14 protein-coding genes, 1 tRNA gene and 1 pseudogene are annotated in these 18,040 nt (G+C 67.7%); 8 read left to right on the top strand and 8 right to left on the bottom strand.

Going from position 1 to position 18,040, the window contains the following annotated elements:
- Positions 1 to 212: 212 nt before the first annotated feature.
- The 3 genes from EJ105_RS02615 to fdxA all read left to right on the top strand — a co-directional run bounded on the left by EJ105_RS02615 (position 213) and on the right by fdxA (position 4,275).
- Positions 213 to 3,554 carry a helicase-related protein gene (locus tag EJ105_RS02615; protein ID WP_250165181.1) on the top strand — a complete coding sequence of 1,114 codons (3,342 nt, stop codon included), beginning with the start codon at positions 213 to 215 and terminating at the stop codon, positions 3,552 to 3,554.
- Positions 3,555 to 3,557: 3 nt separating this feature from the next.
- Positions 3,558 to 3,833, top strand: a complete 276-nt coding sequence (locus tag EJ105_RS02620; RefSeq protein ID WP_250165182.1) for a S4 domain-containing protein — start codon at positions 3,558 to 3,560, stop codon at positions 3,831 to 3,833.
- 106 nt (positions 3,834 to 3,939) lie between these two features.
- Complete coding sequence (gene fdxA / locus EJ105_RS02625; RefSeq protein WP_024277374.1) at positions 3,940 to 4,275, top strand: ferredoxin FdxA; 336 nt, start codon at positions 3,940 to 3,942, stop codon at positions 4,273 to 4,275.
- A gap of 195 nt (positions 4,276 to 4,470) precedes the next feature.
- On the opposite strand, the gene EJ105_RS02630 is transcribed toward fdxA, so the two are convergent.
- Both EJ105_RS02630 and EJ105_RS02635 read right to left on the bottom strand, forming a co-directional pair.
- Positions 4,471 to 4,926, bottom strand: coding sequence for a hypothetical protein (locus EJ105_RS02630; protein ID WP_250165183.1), 456 nt, complete (start codon positions 4,924 to 4,926; stop codon positions 4,471 to 4,473).
- Between the two features lie 129 nt (positions 4,927 to 5,055).
- Entirely contained in the window at positions 5,056 to 5,712 is a 657-nt protein-coding gene (locus tag EJ105_RS02635) for a glutathione S-transferase family protein (protein ID WP_250165184.1), read from the bottom strand.
- A gap of 87 nt (positions 5,713 to 5,799) precedes the next feature.
- Here EJ105_RS02635 and EJ105_RS02640 point away from each other — a divergent pair, with 87 nt between their 5' ends.
- The 5 genes from EJ105_RS02640 to EJ105_RS02660 all read left to right on the top strand — a co-directional run bounded on the left by EJ105_RS02640 (position 5,800) and on the right by EJ105_RS02660 (position 12,032).
- Positions 5,800 to 6,762, top strand: coding sequence for a helix-turn-helix transcriptional regulator (locus tag EJ105_RS02640; RefSeq protein WP_250165185.1), 963 nt, complete (start codon positions 5,800 to 5,802; stop codon positions 6,760 to 6,762).
- Between the two features lie 224 nt (positions 6,763 to 6,986).
- The gene (locus EJ105_RS02645; RefSeq protein ID WP_250165186.1) at positions 6,987 to 8,879 is read left to right on the top strand and encodes an autotransporter outer membrane beta-barrel domain-containing protein; all 1,893 of its coding nucleotides are present in this window, start codon (positions 6,987 to 6,989) and stop codon (positions 8,877 to 8,879) included.
- A 117-nt stretch (positions 8,880 to 8,996) separates the two neighbouring features.
- Complete coding sequence (locus EJ105_RS02650; protein WP_029556974.1) at positions 8,997 to 10,604, top strand: peptide chain release factor 3; 1,608 nt, start codon at positions 8,997 to 8,999, stop codon at positions 10,602 to 10,604.
- Between the two features lie 69 nt (positions 10,605 to 10,673).
- Positions 10,674 to 11,531, top strand: coding sequence for a 2,3,4,5-tetrahydropyridine-2,6-dicarboxylate N-succinyltransferase (dapD, locus tag EJ105_RS02655; RefSeq protein WP_024277383.1), 858 nt, complete (start codon positions 10,674 to 10,676; stop codon positions 11,529 to 11,531).
- Between the two features lie 411 nt (positions 11,532 to 11,942).
- A tRNA-Ser gene (locus EJ105_RS02660) sits at positions 11,943 to 12,032 on the top strand.
- On the opposite strand, the pseudogene EJ105_RS02665 reads toward EJ105_RS02660, so the two are convergent.
- The 6 genes and pseudogenes from EJ105_RS02665 to traA form a co-directional block, all read right to left on the bottom strand.
- Positions 12,003 to 13,631 (bottom strand): annotated as a pseudogene (locus EJ105_RS02665) (recombinase family protein); the annotation flags it as partial. The gene EJ105_RS02660 and the pseudogene EJ105_RS02665 overlap by 30 nt on opposite strands.
- Positions 13,628 to 14,089, bottom strand: a complete 462-nt coding sequence (locus EJ105_RS02670; protein WP_063112035.1) for a type II toxin-antitoxin system VapC family toxin — start codon at positions 14,087 to 14,089, stop codon at positions 13,628 to 13,630. The pseudogene EJ105_RS02665 and the gene EJ105_RS02670, both read right to left, overlap by 4 nt.
- Entirely contained in the window at positions 14,086 to 14,334 is a 249-nt protein-coding gene (locus EJ105_RS02675) for a type II toxin-antitoxin system Phd/YefM family antitoxin (protein ID WP_082772848.1), read from the bottom strand. The genes EJ105_RS02670 and EJ105_RS02675 overlap by 4 nt, the downstream gene beginning before the upstream one ends.
- Positions 14,335 to 14,420: 86 nt before the next feature.
- Positions 14,421 to 14,567, bottom strand: coding sequence for a hypothetical protein (locus EJ105_RS02680; RefSeq protein ID WP_229644492.1), 147 nt, complete (start codon positions 14,565 to 14,567; stop codon positions 14,421 to 14,423).
- 85 nt (positions 14,568 to 14,652) lie between these two features.
- A complete protein-coding gene (locus EJ105_RS02685; protein WP_063112037.1) occupies positions 14,653 to 14,871 on the bottom strand; it encodes a helix-turn-helix transcriptional regulator in 219 nt (72 codons plus the stop codon).
- Positions 14,872 to 14,999: 128 nt separating this feature from the next.
- Positions 15,000 to 17,915 (bottom strand): Ti-type conjugative transfer relaxase TraA, encoded by a 2,916-nt coding sequence (gene traA / locus EJ105_RS02690; RefSeq protein ID WP_063112038.1) that lies wholly within the window; start codon positions 17,913 to 17,915, stop codon positions 15,000 to 15,002.
- Positions 17,916 to 18,040 lie beyond the last annotated feature (125 nt).

The raw sequence follows: 18,040 nt of genomic DNA on the forward strand, positions 1-18,040 counted from the left end.
CCCTTGCGGGAGAGGGTGGATCGCGGCTCCGCCGCGAGACGGGTGAGGGTGGACGTCTGCTCGCGGCACCGAGAACACCCCGTGAACCTCGCCCCTCACCTGATTCGGCCCCCTCCCGTTCCGCGAATGTCCGCCGGCCCCCTTTCGCCATGGCCGTCGCGTCCCGATATGATACAGGACACCCCTCCTTTACGTGGATTGCGCCTGAGCCGATGGACGACGTCACCCGATGGGCCGTGCTGCCGCGCAATCTGAGGGCGCGGGGGGTGAGCGCGGTCCTTGGCCCGACCAATACGGGCAAGACCCACCTCGCCATCGAGCGGATGCTCGGCCATGAGAGCGGCATCATCGGCCTGCCGCTGCGCCTGCTCGCGCGCGAGGTCTACCAGCGCATCGTCGATCGGGTGGGCGCGGAGAACGTCGCCCTCATCACCGGCGAGGAAAAGATCAAGCCCAAGGGGCGCCACGGGGCCGGCCCGCGCTACTGGGTCTCCACCGTGGAGGCCATGCCGCGCGATCTCGACGTGGCCTTCGTCGCCATCGACGAGATACAGCTCGCCACGGACCTCGATCGCGGCCACGTCTTCACCGACCGCATCCTGAACCGGCGCGGCCGGCACGAGACGCTGCTGCTGGGCTCGGCCACCATGCGCCCGCTTGTGGAAAAGCTCATTCCCGGTGTGAACGTGGTGGTGCGTCCGCGCCTCTCCACCCTCACCTTCGCCGGTGAGCGCAAGATTTCCCGCCTGCCGCGCCGCTCGGCCATCGTCGCCTTCTCGGCGGACGAGGTCTATTCCATCGCCGAATTCATCCGCCGCCAGCGGGGCGGGGCGGCGGTGGTGATGGGCGCGCTCTCGCCGCGCACCCGCAACGCCCAGGTGGAGCTCTACCAGTCCGGCGACGTGGACTATCTCGTCGCCACCGACGCCATCGGCATGGGCCTCAATCTCGACGTGGACCATGTGGCCTTCGCCTCGGACCGCAAGTTCGACGGCTGGCAGTATCGCAAGCTCAACCCCTCCGAGATGGCGCAGATCGCCGGGCGCGCCGGCCGCGCGACGCGAGACGGCACGTTCGGCACGACGGGACGTTGTCCACCGCTTGAGGAGGAACTGGTCTCCCGGCTGGAGGAGCATGTGTTCGACACTGCGAAGGTGTTGCAATGGCGCAACGCCGTCGCGGATTTCCAGTCGCCCACCGCGCTCCTCGCCTCCCTTTCGCGCCTGCCGAAGGAGGAGGGGCTGGCCCGCGCGCCCACCGCCGATGACGTTGCGGTGCTTGAAATCATGAGCCGGGACATGGAGGTGACGGGCCGTCTGGACGGCGCCGCCGACGTGGAACGGCTGTGGGATGCCTGCCAGGTGCCGGACTATCGCAAGGTCTCTCCGGGCGCCCATGCGGAGCTGGTGGGCACCCTTTTCGGGCACATAAAGGGGGGTGGTCGCATCCCCGATGAGTGGTTCGCGCGTCAAATCGCCTTGACCGATCGCGCAGAAGGCGACATCGACACGTTGTCGAACCGGATTGCGCAGGTGAGGACCCTCACCTTCGTTGCGAACCGGCCCGACTGGCTCAGGGATCCGGAGCACTGGCAAGGCGTCACGAGAGGGGTCGAGGACAAGCTGTCGGATGCGTTGCACGAAAGGCTAGCCCAGCGTTTCGTGGATCGGCGGACCAGCGTGCTCATGCGGCGCCTGCGAGAGAACACGATGCTCGAAACTGAAATCAGCAAGACCGGTGACGTTACCGTCGAAGGCCACGTCATCGGCCACCTCCACGGCTTCCAGTTCGCCCCCGACCCCGCAGCCGCGGCCGGTGGCGAGGAGGCGAAGGCATTGCGCGCCGCCGCCCAGCAGGCTCTGGCCGGCGAAATCGAGCAGCGCGCCCAGCGCCTGTCGCAGGCGGTGGACGAGGCGTTCGTCCTCACCTTCGACGGCACCATCCGCTGGACGGGCGAGGCGGTGGCCAAGCTCATCCCCGGCGAGGAAGTGCTGAAGCCGCGCTTCAAGATCATCGCCGACGAGCACCTCACCGGCCCGGCCCGCGACCAGGTGGAGGCGCGCCTCACCCTGTGGGTGGCCGCCCATATCGAGAAGCTGCTCGGCGCGCTCACCAAGCTCGGCACCGCCGAGGACATCACCGGCATCGCCCGCGGCATCGCCTTCCAGATCGTCGAGAGCCTCGGCGTGCTGGAGCGCGCCCGCGTCGCCGACGAGGTGAAGGGGCTGGATCAGGCCGCCCGCGCCACGCTGCGAGGCCACGGCGTGCGCTTCGGCGCCCATCACATCTATCTGCCGGCCCTGCTGAAGCCCGCCCCGCGCGCGCTGGCGGCGGAGCTTTACGCGCTGAAGCACGGCGGCCTCGCCCAGAAGGGCCTCGACGAGCTGCCGCACCTCGCCGCTTCGGGCCGCACCTCCATCCCCGTGGACCACGAGGTGCAGAAGGGTCTGTATCGCGCCGTCGGCTTCCGCGTGTGCGGCGAGCGCGCGGTGCGCGTGGACATTCTGGAGCGCCTCGCCGACCTCATTCGTCCGGCGCTGGCGTGGCGGCCCAACTCCCCCGGCCCCAAGCCGGCCGGGGCGGTGGACGGCCGTGGCTTCACCGTCACCGTGGGCATGACCTCGCTGGCCGGCTGCTCGGGGGAGGATTTCGCCTCCATCCTGAAGTCGCTGGGCTATCGCATGGAGCGCCGCCCCCCGCCGCCGCCGGAGGCCGAGGCCCCCGCCGCCGCGCCGGAAGCGGCCCCTGCGGAACTCGCCCCGCTGCCGGAAGGCGCCATCGAGGCGGATCTCCTGTTCGACGCCCCGGCGGAAGCGCCCGCGCCTGCGGACGAGCCCGTCGGCGAGGATGCCGACGCGCCGGCCGAATCGGCGGACGAGGTGCTCATTGAGGCCCCCGCCGAGGATGTGCCCGTCGAGGAAACCCCCGCTGACGTGGTTCTGGCCGACGCGGCCGAGGCCGAGGCCGCCGCCGAGGCGGTCGAGGTATCCGGCGATCCTACCGTCGCCGAAGTCGCGGCCGAGGTGGAGGCGCCCGCCGCACCCAGTGGTCCCGAGGCGGTGGAAGGCGTCGCCGTGGTGGCCGAGGCTGCTGCTGCCGATGCCGCTCCCGCCGAGCCCGAGATGATCGAGGTGTGGCGTCCCGGCCGTCCGCCCGGCGCGCCGCGTCGCGAGCGTCCGGCCGGCGAAGGCCGCCGCTTCGGCGATCGTCCCGGCGGTGATCGCGGCGAGCGCGGTGGCGAGAAGGGTGGCGGCCGCGGCGAGCGCCGCGATGGCCGTCCGCCCCACCGCCGTCCCGAGCACGCCCCCGCCGAGGCCGGTGCACCCGAGGGCGAGCGCGCGCCGCGTCCGCCGCGCGGCGATCGTCCGCCGTTCCGTGGTCCGCGCGAGAACGAGGGCAACCGCGAGCATCGCGGTCCGCGTCCCGAGCAGCGGGCGGACAACCGCCCCGCCCATCAGGAGCGCCGCCGCGAGAAGCCGGCGGACCCCGACAGCCCGTTTGCCGCCCTCGCCGCGCTCAAGGCACGGCTGGAGGCGGAGAAGAAGGGCAGCTGATCCGTGGCGGATCCAGCGGAGCGGCAGAGGCTCGACCGCTGGATCTGGCATGCCCGCGTGGTGCGCGCCCGTGAGGACGCCGCCGATCTGGTGCGCTCGGGCCATGTGCGGCTCGACGGCGCGCGGGTGACCAGCCCCGGCCAAATGGTGCGGGCGGGGCAGGTGCTCACCATCGCCCTCGACCGGCAGGTGCGGGTGTTGCGCGTGGTCGCCTTTGCGGAACGCCGGGGAGATGCTACATCCGCCCTCGCGCTTTTCGAAGAAATAACAGAAGCGTGACGGGATTTAGGGGCTGCGGCACGCGCAGTTTTAACGGCCTGCGTCCTGCCGCCGCTTGCGTGGCGCGTGCGCCTGCGCTACCCGAGCCCCTCGAAAGGGATTGCCCATGACCTACGTCGTCACCGAGAACTGCATCCGCTGCAAATACATGGATTGCGTGTCCGTGTGCCCGGTGGACTGTTTCTACGAGGGCGAGAACATGCTCGTCATCCACCCCGACGAGTGCATCGACTGCGGCGTCTGCGAGCCGGAATGCCCGGCCGAGGCCATCAAGCCGGATGCCGAGCCGGGGCTGGAGAAGTGGCTCGCGCTCAACGCCGAATACGCCAAGACCTGGCCCAACATCACCCTGAAGCGCGACGCCCCCGCCGACGCCAAGGAATGGGACGGCAAGCCCGGCAAGGAAGAGCTGTTCTCCCCGGAGCCCGGCCAGGGCGACTGAGAGAGATACGGCCCGGCCAGGGCGACTGAGCCGACTGCCTACGCTCCCTCAAACGGTGCGTCATGGCCGGGCTTGTCCCGGCCATCCACGTCGGGCCACGGGCGCTGTCGGTCGGATAGGTATTCCCGGACCATCCACGTGGATGACCGGGACAAGCCCGGTCATGACGGTGGCTCTGATGGCTGAAGCTCCCCCTCAGGGCAGCGCCTCCAGCCGCTCATATTGTGAGAGCACCAGCTTGCCGTCGGCGTCGAGATAGGCGCGGCCGAACTTGGAGGTCTGGAGCCTGTCGGTCTCCTGGTAGATGGTGCCCCCCAGCGGCGGCAAAGCGTTGGGGCGGGCGCAGGGGATGTCGAGCGTCACCTTCTGCCCGACCGAATAGGCCATGCCGCGCTCCACCAGCTTCACCGTTCCCGTCACCCCGCAGGTGCCGAACGCGCGCGGCGTGATGGTGACCGCTTCCACCTCCAGCACGATGACGCTCTTCGCCCCGTCGCGGGCGGACGCGTAGACCTGCGGCGACATCAACGCCAGCGCCGGCGCCGCTCCGGCCAGGAGCAGCGCCGCAGCGAGGGCGGCCTTGCGGAGGGGGCGGCGGAGCGCTTGCGGCGCGGACCCCGCGACGCGTCTGTGGTCCGTCCTGTGATCCATGCGTTCCTCCCGCCCTTGTCGCTCGCGCCGCCACCGTCCGATGCGATGCCCGGCTGTTCTTGCAGTCCGTTCTGGAGCGATTTCCGCCCTTTTGCAAAGGCGCCTTTCGCAGGGGAGGGAGCCGGCCGCTCAGCCCGGCGTTGCGGCGTCCACCGCCGCCTGATGCTCGGCGGCAAGCCGTGCGTCCAGTTCCGCCACCTTGAGCGCCGCCGGCCGGCCGGTGATGCGCCTGACATAATCGGCGATCACGGGCGTCTCCGGCACAAGCTTGAACATCACGCCCCAGTGGAAGGCATTGCCCCAGAGAATGTCGACCGCCGTGCAGCGGTCGCCCAGCAGATAGGGCTTCGAGGCCAGTTCGCGCGACACGGTGTCGAGCATGGTGTCGAAATCGCCATAGGGCGACATGGAGGCCGGGCCGGGGTCGCGCTTCAGCGCGCGGTCCGCGAGGGCGGGCTCGTAGCAGGCCGCGTAGTAGACCAGCCAGCGCAGGTACGGCCCACGACCCGGCGCGCCCAAGGCCGGCGCGAAGCCGGCCTTGGGGAAGGCATCGGCGAGATGGATGAAGATCGCCACCTGCTCGGTGACCAGCTCTACCCGGTGCAGGATGGCCGGCACCTTCCCCATGGGATTGATGGCGAGATAGGGCGGCTGGCGCTGCTCGCCGGCCTTCATGTTCAGCACATGGAGGCGATAGGGCGCGCCCAGCTCCTCCAGCAGGGTGAGCGCGCAGGAGGCGCGTGTGTTGGGCGAGAAGAAGAGGGTGACGGTGTCGTCGGCGGTCATGGAGGCTCCTGTCGTCAGCACGTGTGACGACACCCCTCTAACCGGCCAAGGCTGACACCTTCTGTCAGGTTTGCTAGCACTCTTTCCATGCGCGCCAGCCGTCTCCTGTCGATCCTCATGGTGCTCCAGGCCCGCGGGGCGGTCACCGCCCAGGCTCTCGCGGAGGAGTGCGAGGTGTCGCTGCGCACCATCTATCGCGACATCGACGCTTTGAGCGCGGCGGGCGTGCCGGTCTATGCCGAGCGCGGGGCGGGCGGCGGCTACCGGCTGCTGGAGGGCTATCGCACGCGGCTGAACGGGCTTTCCGCGCAGGAGGCGCAGGCCCTGTTCCTCTCTGGCCTCGGCGGGGCGGCCACTGCGCTGGGCCTCGGCGCTGTGCTCGCGGCGGCGCAGACCAAGGTCACGGCGGGCCTGCCCGCCAACCTGCGCAGCGCCGCCGCCCTGATGCGCACACGCTTCCACCTCGATGCGCCCGGCTGGTTCCATGCGGCGGAAGAACCGCCCTTCCTCCAGGCCGTCGCGGCGGCGGCGTGGGAGCAGCATGTCATCGAGATCCGCTACCAATCGTGGTGGGTCGAGAAGCGCCGGCGCGTCGCGCCCTTGGGCATGGTGCTGAAAAGCGGCGCCTGGTACCTCGTCGGCGCTGTGGACGCCAGCGTGCGGACCTATCGCATCAGCCGCATCCGGGAGCTGGAGCCGCTGACCGAGCGATTCGAGCCGCCGCCCGGCTTCGACCTCGCCGCCTGGTGGGGCGAGAGCACGCGGCGGCTGGAAGAGGAGATGTATCCGAACCGGGCGACGGTGCGCCTCTCGCCCGTCGGCCTGCGCCTGCTGGAGCATGTCACCTCCGCCGTCTCGCGGGCCGGCATGGTGGTGGGGGAGCCGGACGCCGACGGCCATCGGGTGGTCACCCTGCGCGTCGGCTCTTTGTGGGAAGCATCCAGCGAGCTGATGCGCTTCGGCACCGAGGCGGAGGTGCTGGAGCCGCCGGAGCTGCGGGCGCGCATCCGGGAGACGGTGGAGAAGATGGGGCGGCTCTACCCGTCCTGAGCGCGGCTCAGGCTTTCGCCGGCTGAGCCTGCGCGTCGACGGCCTTCCGATGGGGGAGGTGTGTCGGTACGGCATCACATCGCCGAAATTGAACAAGCGGAAGCTCTGCCCGGTGGAAACACGATCTTGGCCGTGGTCCTTTTGCGGCGGGATCGGGCGGTATCCTCTCACAGTCTGGCAGGGGACCATCGCCCTTCCAAGGGGCTGCCTTGGGGGGAAACAGCATGATTTCGCGTTCGTCGATTGCCCTTGCCGCTTTGCTTTCATCCGTCTCGTTCGGTGCCCTGGAGACCGCCCAGGCGCACGAATTCTCGAACTTCTACGTGTTCGGCGACAGCCTGAGCGACGCGGGAACCTATTACGTGGTCGTCGACGGCCAGCTCCAGTCGGTGCGGTTCACGGTGAACCCCGGCCAGGTCTGGGACATGCGGGTGGGCGAGCATTACGGGATCGACGTCTCGCCCTATCTCGCCATCGACACGGTGAGTGGCACCAGCACGGTGGTGGGCGGCACCAATTACGCCCAGGGCGGCGCCTGCGTGGATTCGGGCTACAACATTCCCAAGTGCGTCGTCTATCCGAGCAACACCCTCGGCGAGACGCAGCAGCTCCAGACCTACCTTGCGTCCACCGGCGGCGTGGCCAACCCCAACGCGCTTTATTCCATGTGGGCGGGCGCCAACGACGTGTTCAGCCAGGCAATCCTGTGGAACGGCGGGGCCGAGACCAAGGAGCAGGCCATCGCCAACGTGGCCACCGCCGCCGACCAGCATGTAGCCAATATCGCCACTCTGTCCCGCGCCGGAGCCCGCTACATCATCGTTCCGAATCTGCCTGACATCTCCAAGGCACCCGTCACCGGCATCCTCGGCGACGCCGCCTTCTTCTCCGAGGCCGTCACCACCTACAACACCACCCTCAACCAGGACCTTCGCCGGCTCGGCGGCTCGAACATCATCTTCGTGGATGATTTTGCGCTGCTGAACGAGGTCATCGCCAATCCGGCCATGTACGGCTTCACCAATGTGACCAGCAAGGCGTGCACGCAGCTGTTCTCGCTCACCTGCACCGCCAACACCCTCGTGGCGCCGAATGCCCAGAACGACTACCTCTTCGCCGACATCGTGCATCCGACCCCCGCGGGCCATGCGCTGCTGGCGGAATACATCGAGTCCATCATCGATGCGCCCGGCCTCATCGGCATGCTGGCGGAAAGCCCGATCTATGTAGGCCGCGGCATCTACCGCACCCTCGACACACGCATCGGCACGGGCACACCCAAGGGCTTCCAGCTCTATACCAACATCGATTACAGCACCTACAGCCTCGACCCGACCCGCGACCATTCCGGCTCGGACGGCAGCGCCACGGCCGGCTATGTGGGCCTGGAATACGGCTTCGGCAACGGCATCAGCGTCGGCGCCCTGCTGAGCTATGCCAGCGGCAGCTACAACTTCAGCGCGCTGAGCGGCGGCTACGACGCCGACATGTTCAACGGCACGATCTACGCCAACGCCCGCTTCGGCGGCGCCTTCGCCCAGCTCTCCGGCACCATGGGCTCCATCGACTACAACTCGATCCAGCGCCAGTTCGCGCTCGGCGCGGCGCTGCGCACCGACATGGGCAATACCAGCGGCATCTATTACGGCGCCCGCCTCGCCACCGGCTACGACTTCACCTTCGGCCAGGCGACGCTCACGCCGCTGGCGCAGCTCACCTACCAGCAGGCGACGGTGGACGGCTATGCGGAGACCGCCGGCAATTCCAGCGCCATGTCGTTCGGCAACCAGCTGCGCGAACTGTTCTATGTGACCCTCGGCGGGCAGGCGAGCTATGCCTTCGTGGTGTCCGGCGTCACCATCCGTCCCAATGTGCAGGCGAGCTGGAACTACGACTTCCTGAACCAGGACCGCTCCGTCACCGCCGGCCTTCTCACCGCCCCCGTCACCTTCGCCATGCCGGTCTACCAGCCCGGCCGCGCGTGGACCAACCTCGCGGCGGGCCTCACGGTGGAGGCGGCCAACGGCCTGTCGTGCAATTTCACCGTGGGTGAACAGCTCGGCCAGGATCAGGTGTCCAGCGCCTATGTGAACGGCGGCATCGTCTACAAGTTCTGAGGTGCCGGCCCAGCCGGGGCCATCCTTGCGGGATCGGGGTGCGGTGCGCGGCGCCGCGCCCCGATGCCGTTTCAACACGGCATTTCATGGCGCGCGATTTGCCCTTATAAGGCGCCCATGCTCGACCAGACGCCCAACGCCGCCCTCGCGGACCTGCCCGATTTTGCCCGCCGGCGCACCTTCGCCATCATCTCCCACCCGGACGCCGGCAAGACCACGCTGACGGAAAAGCTGCTGCTTGCCTCCGGCGCCATCCGCATGGCCGGTCACGTGAAGGCGCGCGGCGAGCGCCGCCGCACCCGGTCCGACTGGATGGAGATCGAGCAGCAGCGCGGCATTTCCGTCACCTCCTCGGTGATGACGTTCGAGCGCGACGGCATCGTCTTCAACCTGCTCGACACGCCCGGCCACTCGGACTTCTCGGAAGACACCTACCGCACCCTCTCGGCCGTAGACGCGGCGGTGATGGTGATCGACGCCGCCAAGGGCATCGAGAGCCAGACCCGCAAGCTGTTCGAGGTCTGCCGCCTGCGCGACATTCCCATCTTCACCTTCGTCAACAAGGTGGACCGGGAAAGCCTTGACCCCATCGCGCTGATGGATGAGGTCTCCTCCACCCTCGCCCTCGATCTCACCCCGCTCACCTGGCCCATCGGCATGGGCGTGGATTTCCGCGGCCTCATCGACATCGCCAACAAGCGCGCCCTGCTCGCCACCGAGCGCGGCGGCCCGCTGGTGCGCGAGGTGCCGTTCGAGACGCCGGAGGATCTGATCGGCCTCGACGGCGTGGAGGAGCGCATCCTCAACGAGGCGGTGGAAAGCCTGACGCTGGCTTTGGGTGTGCTGCCGCCGTTCGATCTCGCCGCCTTCCGCGAGGGCCATCTCTCGCCGGTCTATTTCGGCTCGGCGCTGAAGGAGGCGGGCGTCGCCGAACTGCTGTTCGGCCTCGGCTCCGTCGGCCCCAGCCCGCTGCCGCGCTCCGCCGCCGGCGACCGCACCGTGGAGCCGGCGGAGGATCTCGTCTCCGGCTTCGTCTTCAAGGTGCAGGCCAACATGGACCCGAACCATCGGGACCGCGTGGCCTTCGTGCGCCTGTGCTCCGGCCGCTTCAAGCGCGGCATGAAGCTGTTCAATCCGCGCGAGAAGCGCAACATGGCCATCGCCAACCCCATCTTCTTCTTCGCCCAGGAGCGCGAGACGGTGGACGAGGCGGTGGCCGGCGACATCATCGGCATTCCCAACCACGGCATGCTGCGGGTGGGCGACACCCTCTCCGAGGGCGAGAGCATCAAGTTCGAGGGTCTGCCGGACTTCGCCCCGGAAATCCTGCGCCGCGTGCTGCTCTCCGATCCCATGAAGGCCAAGCAGCTGCAAAAGGCGCTGCAGGACATGGCGGAAGAGGGCGTGGTGCAAGTCTTGAAGCCCGTCTCCGATCCCGCGCCTATCGTCGGCGTGGTGGGCACCCTCCAGCTCGACGTGCTCGCAGCGCGGCTGGAGAAGGAATACGGCGTGCCCATCCGCTACGAGACCACCTCCTTCGTCACCGCCCGCTGGATCGTCGGCGAGCGGGCCGAGGTGGAGCGTTTCCTGGAACTCAACCGCTCCTCCACCGCGCGTGATCGCGACGAGGCGCCGGTCTATCTCGCCCGCAGTCAGTGGGTGCTGGACCGCGCCATCGAGGAATACCCCAAGCTGAAGTTCGTGGCCGTCAAGGAACGCGCCTGATCCCTTTTTCCTGACCTGAGCCGGGGCGCGCTGGACGCGGCCCCCGATGCCGCCCAACTGGAGGACCCGATGGCCGACGCCGCCCGCCTTGCCGAGCTTTCCACCATCATCGACGACGCCTTCGAGAAGCGCGCCGAGATCGGCTTTTCCACCACCGGCACCGTGCGCGACGCGGTGAACGAGGCCCTGACCCTCCTCGACAGCGGCGCCGCCCGCGTGGCCGAGCAGGGCGCCAACGGCGCCTGGACGGTGAACCAGTGGCTCAAGAAAGCCGTGCTGCTCTCCTTCCGCCTCAACGACATGGAAGCCATTCCCGGCGGTCCCGGCGGCGCCCACTGGTGGGACAAGGTGCCCTCCAAGTTCGCCACCTGGGGCGAGGCCGAGTTCCGCGCCGCCGGCTTCCGCGCCGTGCCCGGCGCCATCGTGCGCCGCTCCGCCTTTATCGCCCCCAATGTGGTGCTGATGCCCTCCTTCGTGAACCTCGGCGCCCATGTGGGCGAGGGCACCATGGTGGACACCTGGGCCACCGTCGGCTCCTGCGCGCAGATCGGCAAGAACGTGCATCTCTCCGGCGGCGTCGGCATCGGCGGCGTGCTGGAGCCGCTCCAGGCCGGCCCTGTCATCATCGAGGACGACTGCTTCATCGGCGCCCGCTCCGAAGTGGTGGAGGGCGTGGTGGTGCGCCGCGGCTCCGTGCTCTCCATGGGCGTGTTCATCTCAGCCTCCACCAAGATCATCGACCGACAAACGGGCGAGGTGTTCATCGGCGAGGTGCCGGCCTATTCGGTGGTGGTGCCCGGCGCGCTCCCCGGCAAGCCGCTGCCCGACGGCACGCCCGGCCCCTCGCTTTATTGCGCGGTGATCGTGAAGCGCGTGGACGCGCAGACCCGCTCCAAGACCTCCATCAACGACCTCCTGCGCGACTGAGGCGGGGCTGGCCGGGGAGGGGCTGCGGAGGGGTTTCCCCGGTGGCGTGCCGGCGCCGCGGGGCGAGGAATGCGACCTGTTGGCAAGGCGGAGATTCCGGCTTGCCAACCAAGGCCGAGCCGCTATATTCCGCCGCCTCGCCTGGATGCGACGCCTTCGCGGCACGCTCCCTTCCCCGAGCCATCTTGGAGACGACCGGCGAGACCCGGCCCCGCCCCTGCGGCGATGGCTGGAAACAGGGGCGACAGGATTGCGGGCCTTCAACCAGCCCGCCACAAGATCGTAGCCCCCATGTTCCGCGTGTGCCTCGGTGCATGTGGCTGAAGAGGTGGCCGAGAGATTGAAGGCGCACAGATCGCCTTCGGCGGCCATCCCTGAGTGAAGTTCTGCGTGCGCCATGCGCATGCGGCTGGAGAGGTGGCCGAGTGGTTGAAGGCGCACGCCTGGAACGCGTGTATACGGGAAACCGTATCGAGGGTTCGAATCCCTCTCTCTCCGCCACTTCAGTCCCTGAGTGGGCACTGCGCTTACGCCGCCGCCCGACACCAGCGCCTGAAGCAGCTGGGTCTTCGATCCCATGATCCGAACCTCGCCGTCCGCGACCTCGACACGCTGGGCTAGCGCGCGCAGGTGGTCGCGGCGGTAGCCGCCGCCTTCGAGGCGGATGCGCTGGCGGGCTGTCTTGGCGAAGGTGCGGACCATTTGCGGGGTGACGGCCTTGGAGCCGGAGCTGTCGAGCATGGCCTGGGCGCGCTCGGCGTCGGCCTTGGCCTGATCGCGGATGGCCTTGAGGCCGTCGATGCGGTCCTTGAGCGCCGGATCGTCGATGTCGGCCACGCCCGCCTCAATGGCATCGTAGAGGCGTTTCAGGCGCAGTTCCGATTCGGTAGCACGCTTGTTCAGTTCGGCGATGTGCTCGCGGCGGCGCTGGGATTGCTCCTGCCTGCGGTCGAGAACACTGGCGAGGATGGCTTCCAACCGCTCGGGCTGGAGAAGCTGGCTTTCAAGGTGATCGGCGACAAGATTGTCCAGCTTGTCCATCGGCACAGCCATGCCCTCGCAGGCGGTCGGTCCCTGCCGCGCCTTCATGGAGCAGGCATAGTAACGATAACGCCCGCCCTTGCCGGTGCGGATGGTCATGGCGCCGCCGCACTTGGCGCAGTGGATCAGGCCGGTGAGCATGGTCGGGCCGCTGATAACGGCGGAAGGGATGAGCTTGGGGTTGCGGGCCTTCAAGAGCGCCTGCACGGTGTCGAACGTCTCGCGGTCGATGATCGGCGGCACCGGAACCGTGACGATCTCGCTGACGGGTTTCAGTTCCTTGGTCTTGCTGCGCTTGTTGAACTCATGCTCGCCCATATAGGTGCGACGGGTCAGGATGCGGTGAACCTGACCGATGCCCCAGCGCCCGCCGTCGCGGGTGAAGATGCGGCGGCTGTTGAGATAGGAGACGATGTTCTTGACGCCCATCTGGCCGGTGGTGCCGTCACCTTCCAGCGCAAGCCGATAGATCAGCCGTACCGTGTCGGCGTGCAGCGGATCGATTTCGAGCTTCTTCTTGACCTTGGCCCCGCGCTGCTCGGCGGCGACAACCCGGTAGCCGATAGGTGGGAGCGCGCCGTTCCAGAAGCCTTGCCGGGCGTTCTCCTTTAAGGCGCGCATGACGTGCTTGGCGTTTTCCTTCGACTGGTATTCATCGAACAAAGCCATGATCTGGCGCATCATGACGTGCATGGGGTCGTCCCCCATTTCCTGAGTGATCGAAACCAGCTTGACGCCGTTCTTCGCCAGCTTGCGGACATAGAACTCCAGTTCGAAGTGATCGCGGAAGAAGCGGCTGAACGAATGGACTACGACGACATCGAATGGCGCGGGCTTGCTGGTCCCCGCCTCGATCATGCGCTGGAACTCGGGGCGGCGGTCGTTGGTGGCGGATGCGCCTGGCTCCACATAGGTTTCGACAAGCTGATAGCCGCGTGAGGCGCAGTAGGCTTCGCCCTGCCGCTTCTGGTCGGGGATGGAAACGTCATGCTCGGCCTGCCGCGCCGTCGAAACCCGAAGATAAAGGGCGGCACGCAGAGGGATTGTGGAAGCGGTCATGCCGGGCCTCCTTGTGCAGCCGCCTCGTCAGGCGACAACACGGCGACGCCGAACGGAAGGAAATGCTTCGTGTTTCGGGTGACGATGACGAGTTCATGCGCTGCGGCGATACCGGCAATCACGGCATCGGCCATTCCGGGGTCGTGACCGGCCGCAAGCGCCTTCGCCTCCAGCCGCCCGCCGATTGCGGCGGCCTGCGCGTCGAAGCCAATGATCTTGTCATCGTATGTGGAGACGAGACCACTGAGCCATGCTTGCAGGCTCGCGGCTTTCGTCGTCGCCCCCTTGTGGTCGAGGAGCGCGATTCCCTTCTCGATCTCGTGGATAGAAACGACCGACAGAAATAGCCGACCATCGGCGTCCATACGGTCCAGCCAGGTGAGGAAGTCAGTGGATGCTTCCGCCTTCGACGGCGCGAGCATGGAGACGACGTTGGTGTCGAGAAGGAAGCCGCTCAAAGCTCGACATCCCGCGATGGTTTGCGGTTGCGCGGGAACTCTCCGCCTGGGAACGTCCTGAGATAACTGACAAGGCCCGCCCGTTTACGTTCGAGCGCTTTGCGCGCGATCTCCGCCGCCTCAACCGAGACCAGGGCCGCAACGGGTTTGCCATGACGGGTGATGGTCACGATTTCTCCTTTGACGGCTTCATCGACCAGGCTCGAAAATCCAGCCTTGGCGTCTCTGAGGTTGATGGTCAGCATGTTGCGCCCTCACATATGTAGACACTTGTGACTACAAGTAGTCTGTCGGAGGGCAGATTTCAACGTCGATTTCGACGCCTGAAGCATCAGCCGCCGGAACAGAATAGTTCATCGAACAGGTCGCCGAACCATTGCTCGAACACCTCGATCTCAGCCTCTGTGACCGGAACGGGGCGCGGCCAATCGTCGGTGACGGTCCAGATGGACAGGTCGTGTTTGGGCGGTCGGCCCATGGGAACATGGTATCCCAGCAGCGCCTCAAGCTGCTCCGACGCTGTGGGCGGCCTGACGCGCCGGGCGCGGGAGCGCGCTCCGCGATCAGACGCCATCGCGGCCGCGCCCGCTTCCGGGCCGCCACGCCACGGGGTTGGCGACCCAACGGTCGATGTCGGATTCCCGCCAGCCCGCGCCGTTGATGCTGATCTTGATCTGGGGCGGGAACGTACCCTCGGCGATCTTGCGGTAGATGGTGGACCGGGACAGGCCGGTGCGGTCGCGGACGGTGTTCATGCGGATGATACGATCTGGCTGGCGCATGGCTGGGCTGCCTCCTGCTGGCTTTTCGTGGGACTGCCAGGAGAGGCAAAGGCAAGGGTTTATTGTTGTGCAATAGGGATTTAGCCGTCGTAGGGCCGTGGCGCAGAGGGGGCGGTAAATAGGACGGTTTACAGCCCGAGACCCCGGCCCCGGCCAAGCCCGAACGTGAGGGTGAGGTCACGGGCGACGCCCATTCCCGAATCGAATGAGATGCCGAGTTCGCGTTTGCGGTTGGCGAGCAGGGATTCCATCTGCGGGTCGCGTTCGAGGCTCTGCGCCATGTTCCCCATCGCCGCCCGCGCCGCCCTGTGACCTGCATAGTCGCCCGCCGCATAGCGTTGGTCGCTGGCCCGGTGGAGTTTCTGCCAGCGCTCCACGAAACGGTCGGCTCGCAGGCCGGGATCGGTGCGCAACTCGGTTTCCAGTTGCAGGGCGTGGATCGCGCGCCGGGCGTCACCTGACGCCGCCTCCGCCGCAAGCTGCGGGTTTTTCTTGTAGGCCGCTTCGGCGTCATGCGAGCCGTGGGGGCGCACCTCCTCGAACCGCTGGCGCGCCTCCTGCAATTCCCTGACCTGATCAGGTCTGGCCTCGCCGCCCTGATCCTGCGCCGCGAAGATCGCATCGACGGCGCGGGCATGACGGACGAGCGCCCGCCCACGCGCCCGGCGTAACGCCGCCTCCGGGTCTTCCTCCACCTTCCTTTCCGGCCCCTGTCCGTCTGCGGCGGGCAGGCGCAAGTCGTCGAAGATGCCGCGCACCTTCTCGGGAACTCGGCGGGCGATCTCCACAACACGCTCGACGTGCTCGCGGAAGGTGATGCCGCGCCGCTCGGCGTAATCCTGGGCCGGGTCGATCCGCTGGTAATCCGCTGCCATGTCCTTGGCGCGGTCGCGCGACAGGGTGTTGATAAGCCGGTCCCGGCTGGCGAAGTCGTCGTGGCCGTAATGCAGGTCCATGCCGTCGCGGTGTCTTGACAGGGCGACATAGCTGCCATGGCGGTCCATGCCGGGCGTCGCCAGCACATGGGCGCGGTCCACGGTCATGCCCTGCGCCTTGTGGATCGTGGCGGCATAGCCGTGGTCGATCTTGTTGTAGCCCTTCAGGTCGAACGTGACATTGCGCCCATCGTCGGCGCGGACGGTCATGCTCTGCCCGCTGACCTGCTCAATGGTGCCGAGCGTGCCGTTCTTCACGCCAAGGCTGCGCTCGTTTTGCAGGAACATAATGCGGTCGCCGGTGGCGAAATTCCGCACGCCGCGTTCGGCGGCGATATGCACATCCGCGCCAAGCTCGCCTGCATCGCGCACCCGTTCGCGGGCCGCCTCGTTCAATTCCCGCACGTCAGCATTGGTGTGGGTGAGGATGATACGGGTTGCGTCTGGGCTGGCCTGCCGGTCACGGTCCCAGCGGTCGATCAGGTCACGCCGCGCTTCTTCCCGCGTTCCAGCCTCATGCACCATGTCGCGGGCGCGGTAGGCGTTCAGGGCTTCGCCCGTCCGGCCGCTGGCGAGGTCGCGGGTCGCCTCACGCTGCCAGTCCTCATGCTGGCGGCGAACCTCGCTGATCTCCGCGCCGCCGTGGCGTTCGTGGATCGAGCGGAACGCCGCGCCCGCCTCGATGGATTGAAGCTGTTCCGGATCGCCGACCAGCACCACCTTCGCGCCGGCCTCGGCGGCATGGGACAGCACGCGCTCCAACTGCCGCGTGCCGACCATCCCGGCCTCGTCGATGACAAGCACGTCGCGGCTGGTGAGCATGTCGCGGCCCTGCGACCAGCGATGCTCCAGGCTGGCGATGGTGCGCGAGGCGATGCCCGATCCGCCTTCCAGACTCTCGGCGGCGATGCCGGAGAGCGCCGCGCCGCGAACCTCATAGCCCGCCGCTTCCCAGGCTTCGCGCGCCACACCCAGCATCGCGCTCTTCCCCGTCCCGGCATAGCCGACGACAATCCCAAGGTCGCGCCCGTCCGTGACATGCGCCAGCGCCTCGGTCTGCTCGCCGGAAAGGGTCAGCCCGCGATCCGCCGCGCGCGCCAACGCGGCTTCTCGGCCCCTGTCATTCACCTCATGGCGTTCGCGCTCGGCCATCATCGCGGTGGCGCGATGCAGGCGCTGTTCGGCCTCGATCATGCCGCGGCTGGTGAAGCGGTCCTGCCCAACATCGTCCTTGCCGAGTTCGACAAGATCGGGCGCGCCGCGCATCGCGCCCATGACCTCGTTGAACTGGTCGATGCCATCGCTGTGCCGGTGCGCGAACATCGCCATGTCGCGCCGTGTAAAGGTCGATTGCTGCTGGGTGATCGCGTCCAGGGCGATGTTCGGGTTCTGGATGATGCGCGCGCCGTTCTCGCGGGCGATGCGCCGGTGATCCTCGGCGCGGTCGGCCTCGATCCCGGTAGCCTCGATGCGCTGCGCCGGTGCGCCGATCTTGGTCTGCGGCTCAAGACCGATGCCCTGCGCCTCAAGGCTGCGGTGGTCGATCCGCGCGTCGATGTCGAGTTCGGCAAGACGCTCGTTGACGTGATCGGCCCAGCGTTCGCGCCAACGTTCGACCAGCTCGGTGCGGTTCCACTCCCGCACCTTCTGGCCGAACCCGTTGTCGTCCACGCTGCGCATGGTCAGCATGACATGGGCATGGGGTTTCGGCATTCCGTCTTCGCCGATATCCCAATGCACGTTCACATCGGCGATCATGCCCTGATCGACAAATTCGGCTTGGGCAAAATCGCGGGCCAGTTCGACGCCTTGGCGCTCCGTCATCTCACGCGGAAGGGCGAACTCCACCTCGCGGCAAAGCTGGGCGTCCTTCCTTTTCTCGAACGCCTCGACATCGTTCCAAAGCTTTTCGCGGTCGTTCCATTCCTCCGGTGCGTTCTCCGGCAGCATGACCTCGGAATGGACGACGCCGCGCTTGGCGGAAAAGTCCTGATCGCGGCCCAGCCGGTCGTCGCGCAACCGCGAGGCCGAGCGGTAGGCGGCGGCAGCCACCACGCTGCGGCCCGCCGCGCGTCCGATGACCTGAACGGAGAAATGGTAGATCGCCATGGCGACCGACCAGATACTGCTCCCAAGCGCACGTCGGAACGACGTATAAGCGCGCCCTCGAAATGAATTTCTCGGGACGGTCCGCGCCGTTCCAGGCCGTCCCGGCAACCTTACAGCATTCCGGC

This window comes from Xanthobacter aminoxidans, from assembly GCF_023571765.1.
Lineage (GTDB): Bacteria > Pseudomonadota > Alphaproteobacteria > Rhizobiales > Xanthobacteraceae > Xanthobacter > Xanthobacter aminoxidans.

Bases quoted from the DNA above. Each gene is read 5' to 3' on its own strand.
- EJ105_RS02615 (WP_250165181.1), top strand. From the start codon at position 213: ATGGACGACGTCACCCGATGGGCCGTGCTGCCGCGCAATCTGAGGGCG.
- fdxA (WP_024277374.1), top strand. From the start codon at position 3,940: ATGACCTACGTCGTCACCGAGAACTGCATCCGCTGCAAATACATGGAT.
- EJ105_RS02630 (WP_250165183.1), bottom strand. From the start codon at position 4,926: ATGGATCACAGGACGGACCACAGACGCGTCGCGGGGTCCGCGCCGCAA.
- EJ105_RS02635 (WP_250165184.1), bottom strand. From the start codon at position 5,712: ATGACCGCCGACGACACCGTCACCCTCTTCTTCTCGCCCAACACACGC.
- EJ105_RS02640 (WP_250165185.1), top strand. From the start codon at position 5,800: ATGCGCGCCAGCCGTCTCCTGTCGATCCTCATGGTGCTCCAGGCCCGC.
- EJ105_RS02645 (WP_250165186.1), top strand. From the start codon at position 6,987: ATGATTTCGCGTTCGTCGATTGCCCTTGCCGCTTTGCTTTCATCCGTC.
- EJ105_RS02650 (WP_029556974.1), top strand. From the start codon at position 8,997: ATGCTCGACCAGACGCCCAACGCCGCCCTCGCGGACCTGCCCGATTTT.
- dapD (WP_024277383.1), top strand. From the start codon at position 10,674: ATGGCCGACGCCGCCCGCCTTGCCGAGCTTTCCACCATCATCGACGAC.
- EJ105_RS02675 (WP_082772848.1), bottom strand. From the start codon at position 14,334: ATGCTGACCATCAACCTCAGAGACGCCAAGGCTGGATTTTCGAGCCTG.
- EJ105_RS02680 (WP_229644492.1), bottom strand. From the start codon at position 14,567: ATGGGCCGACCGCCCAAACACGACCTGTCCATCTGGACCGTCACCGAC.
- EJ105_RS02685 (WP_063112037.1), bottom strand. From the start codon at position 14,871: ATGCGCCAGCCAGATCGTATCATCCGCATGAACACCGTCCGCGACCGC.
- traA (WP_063112038.1), bottom strand. From the start codon at position 17,915: ATGGCGATCTACCATTTCTCCGTTCAGGTCATCGGACGCGCGGCGGGC.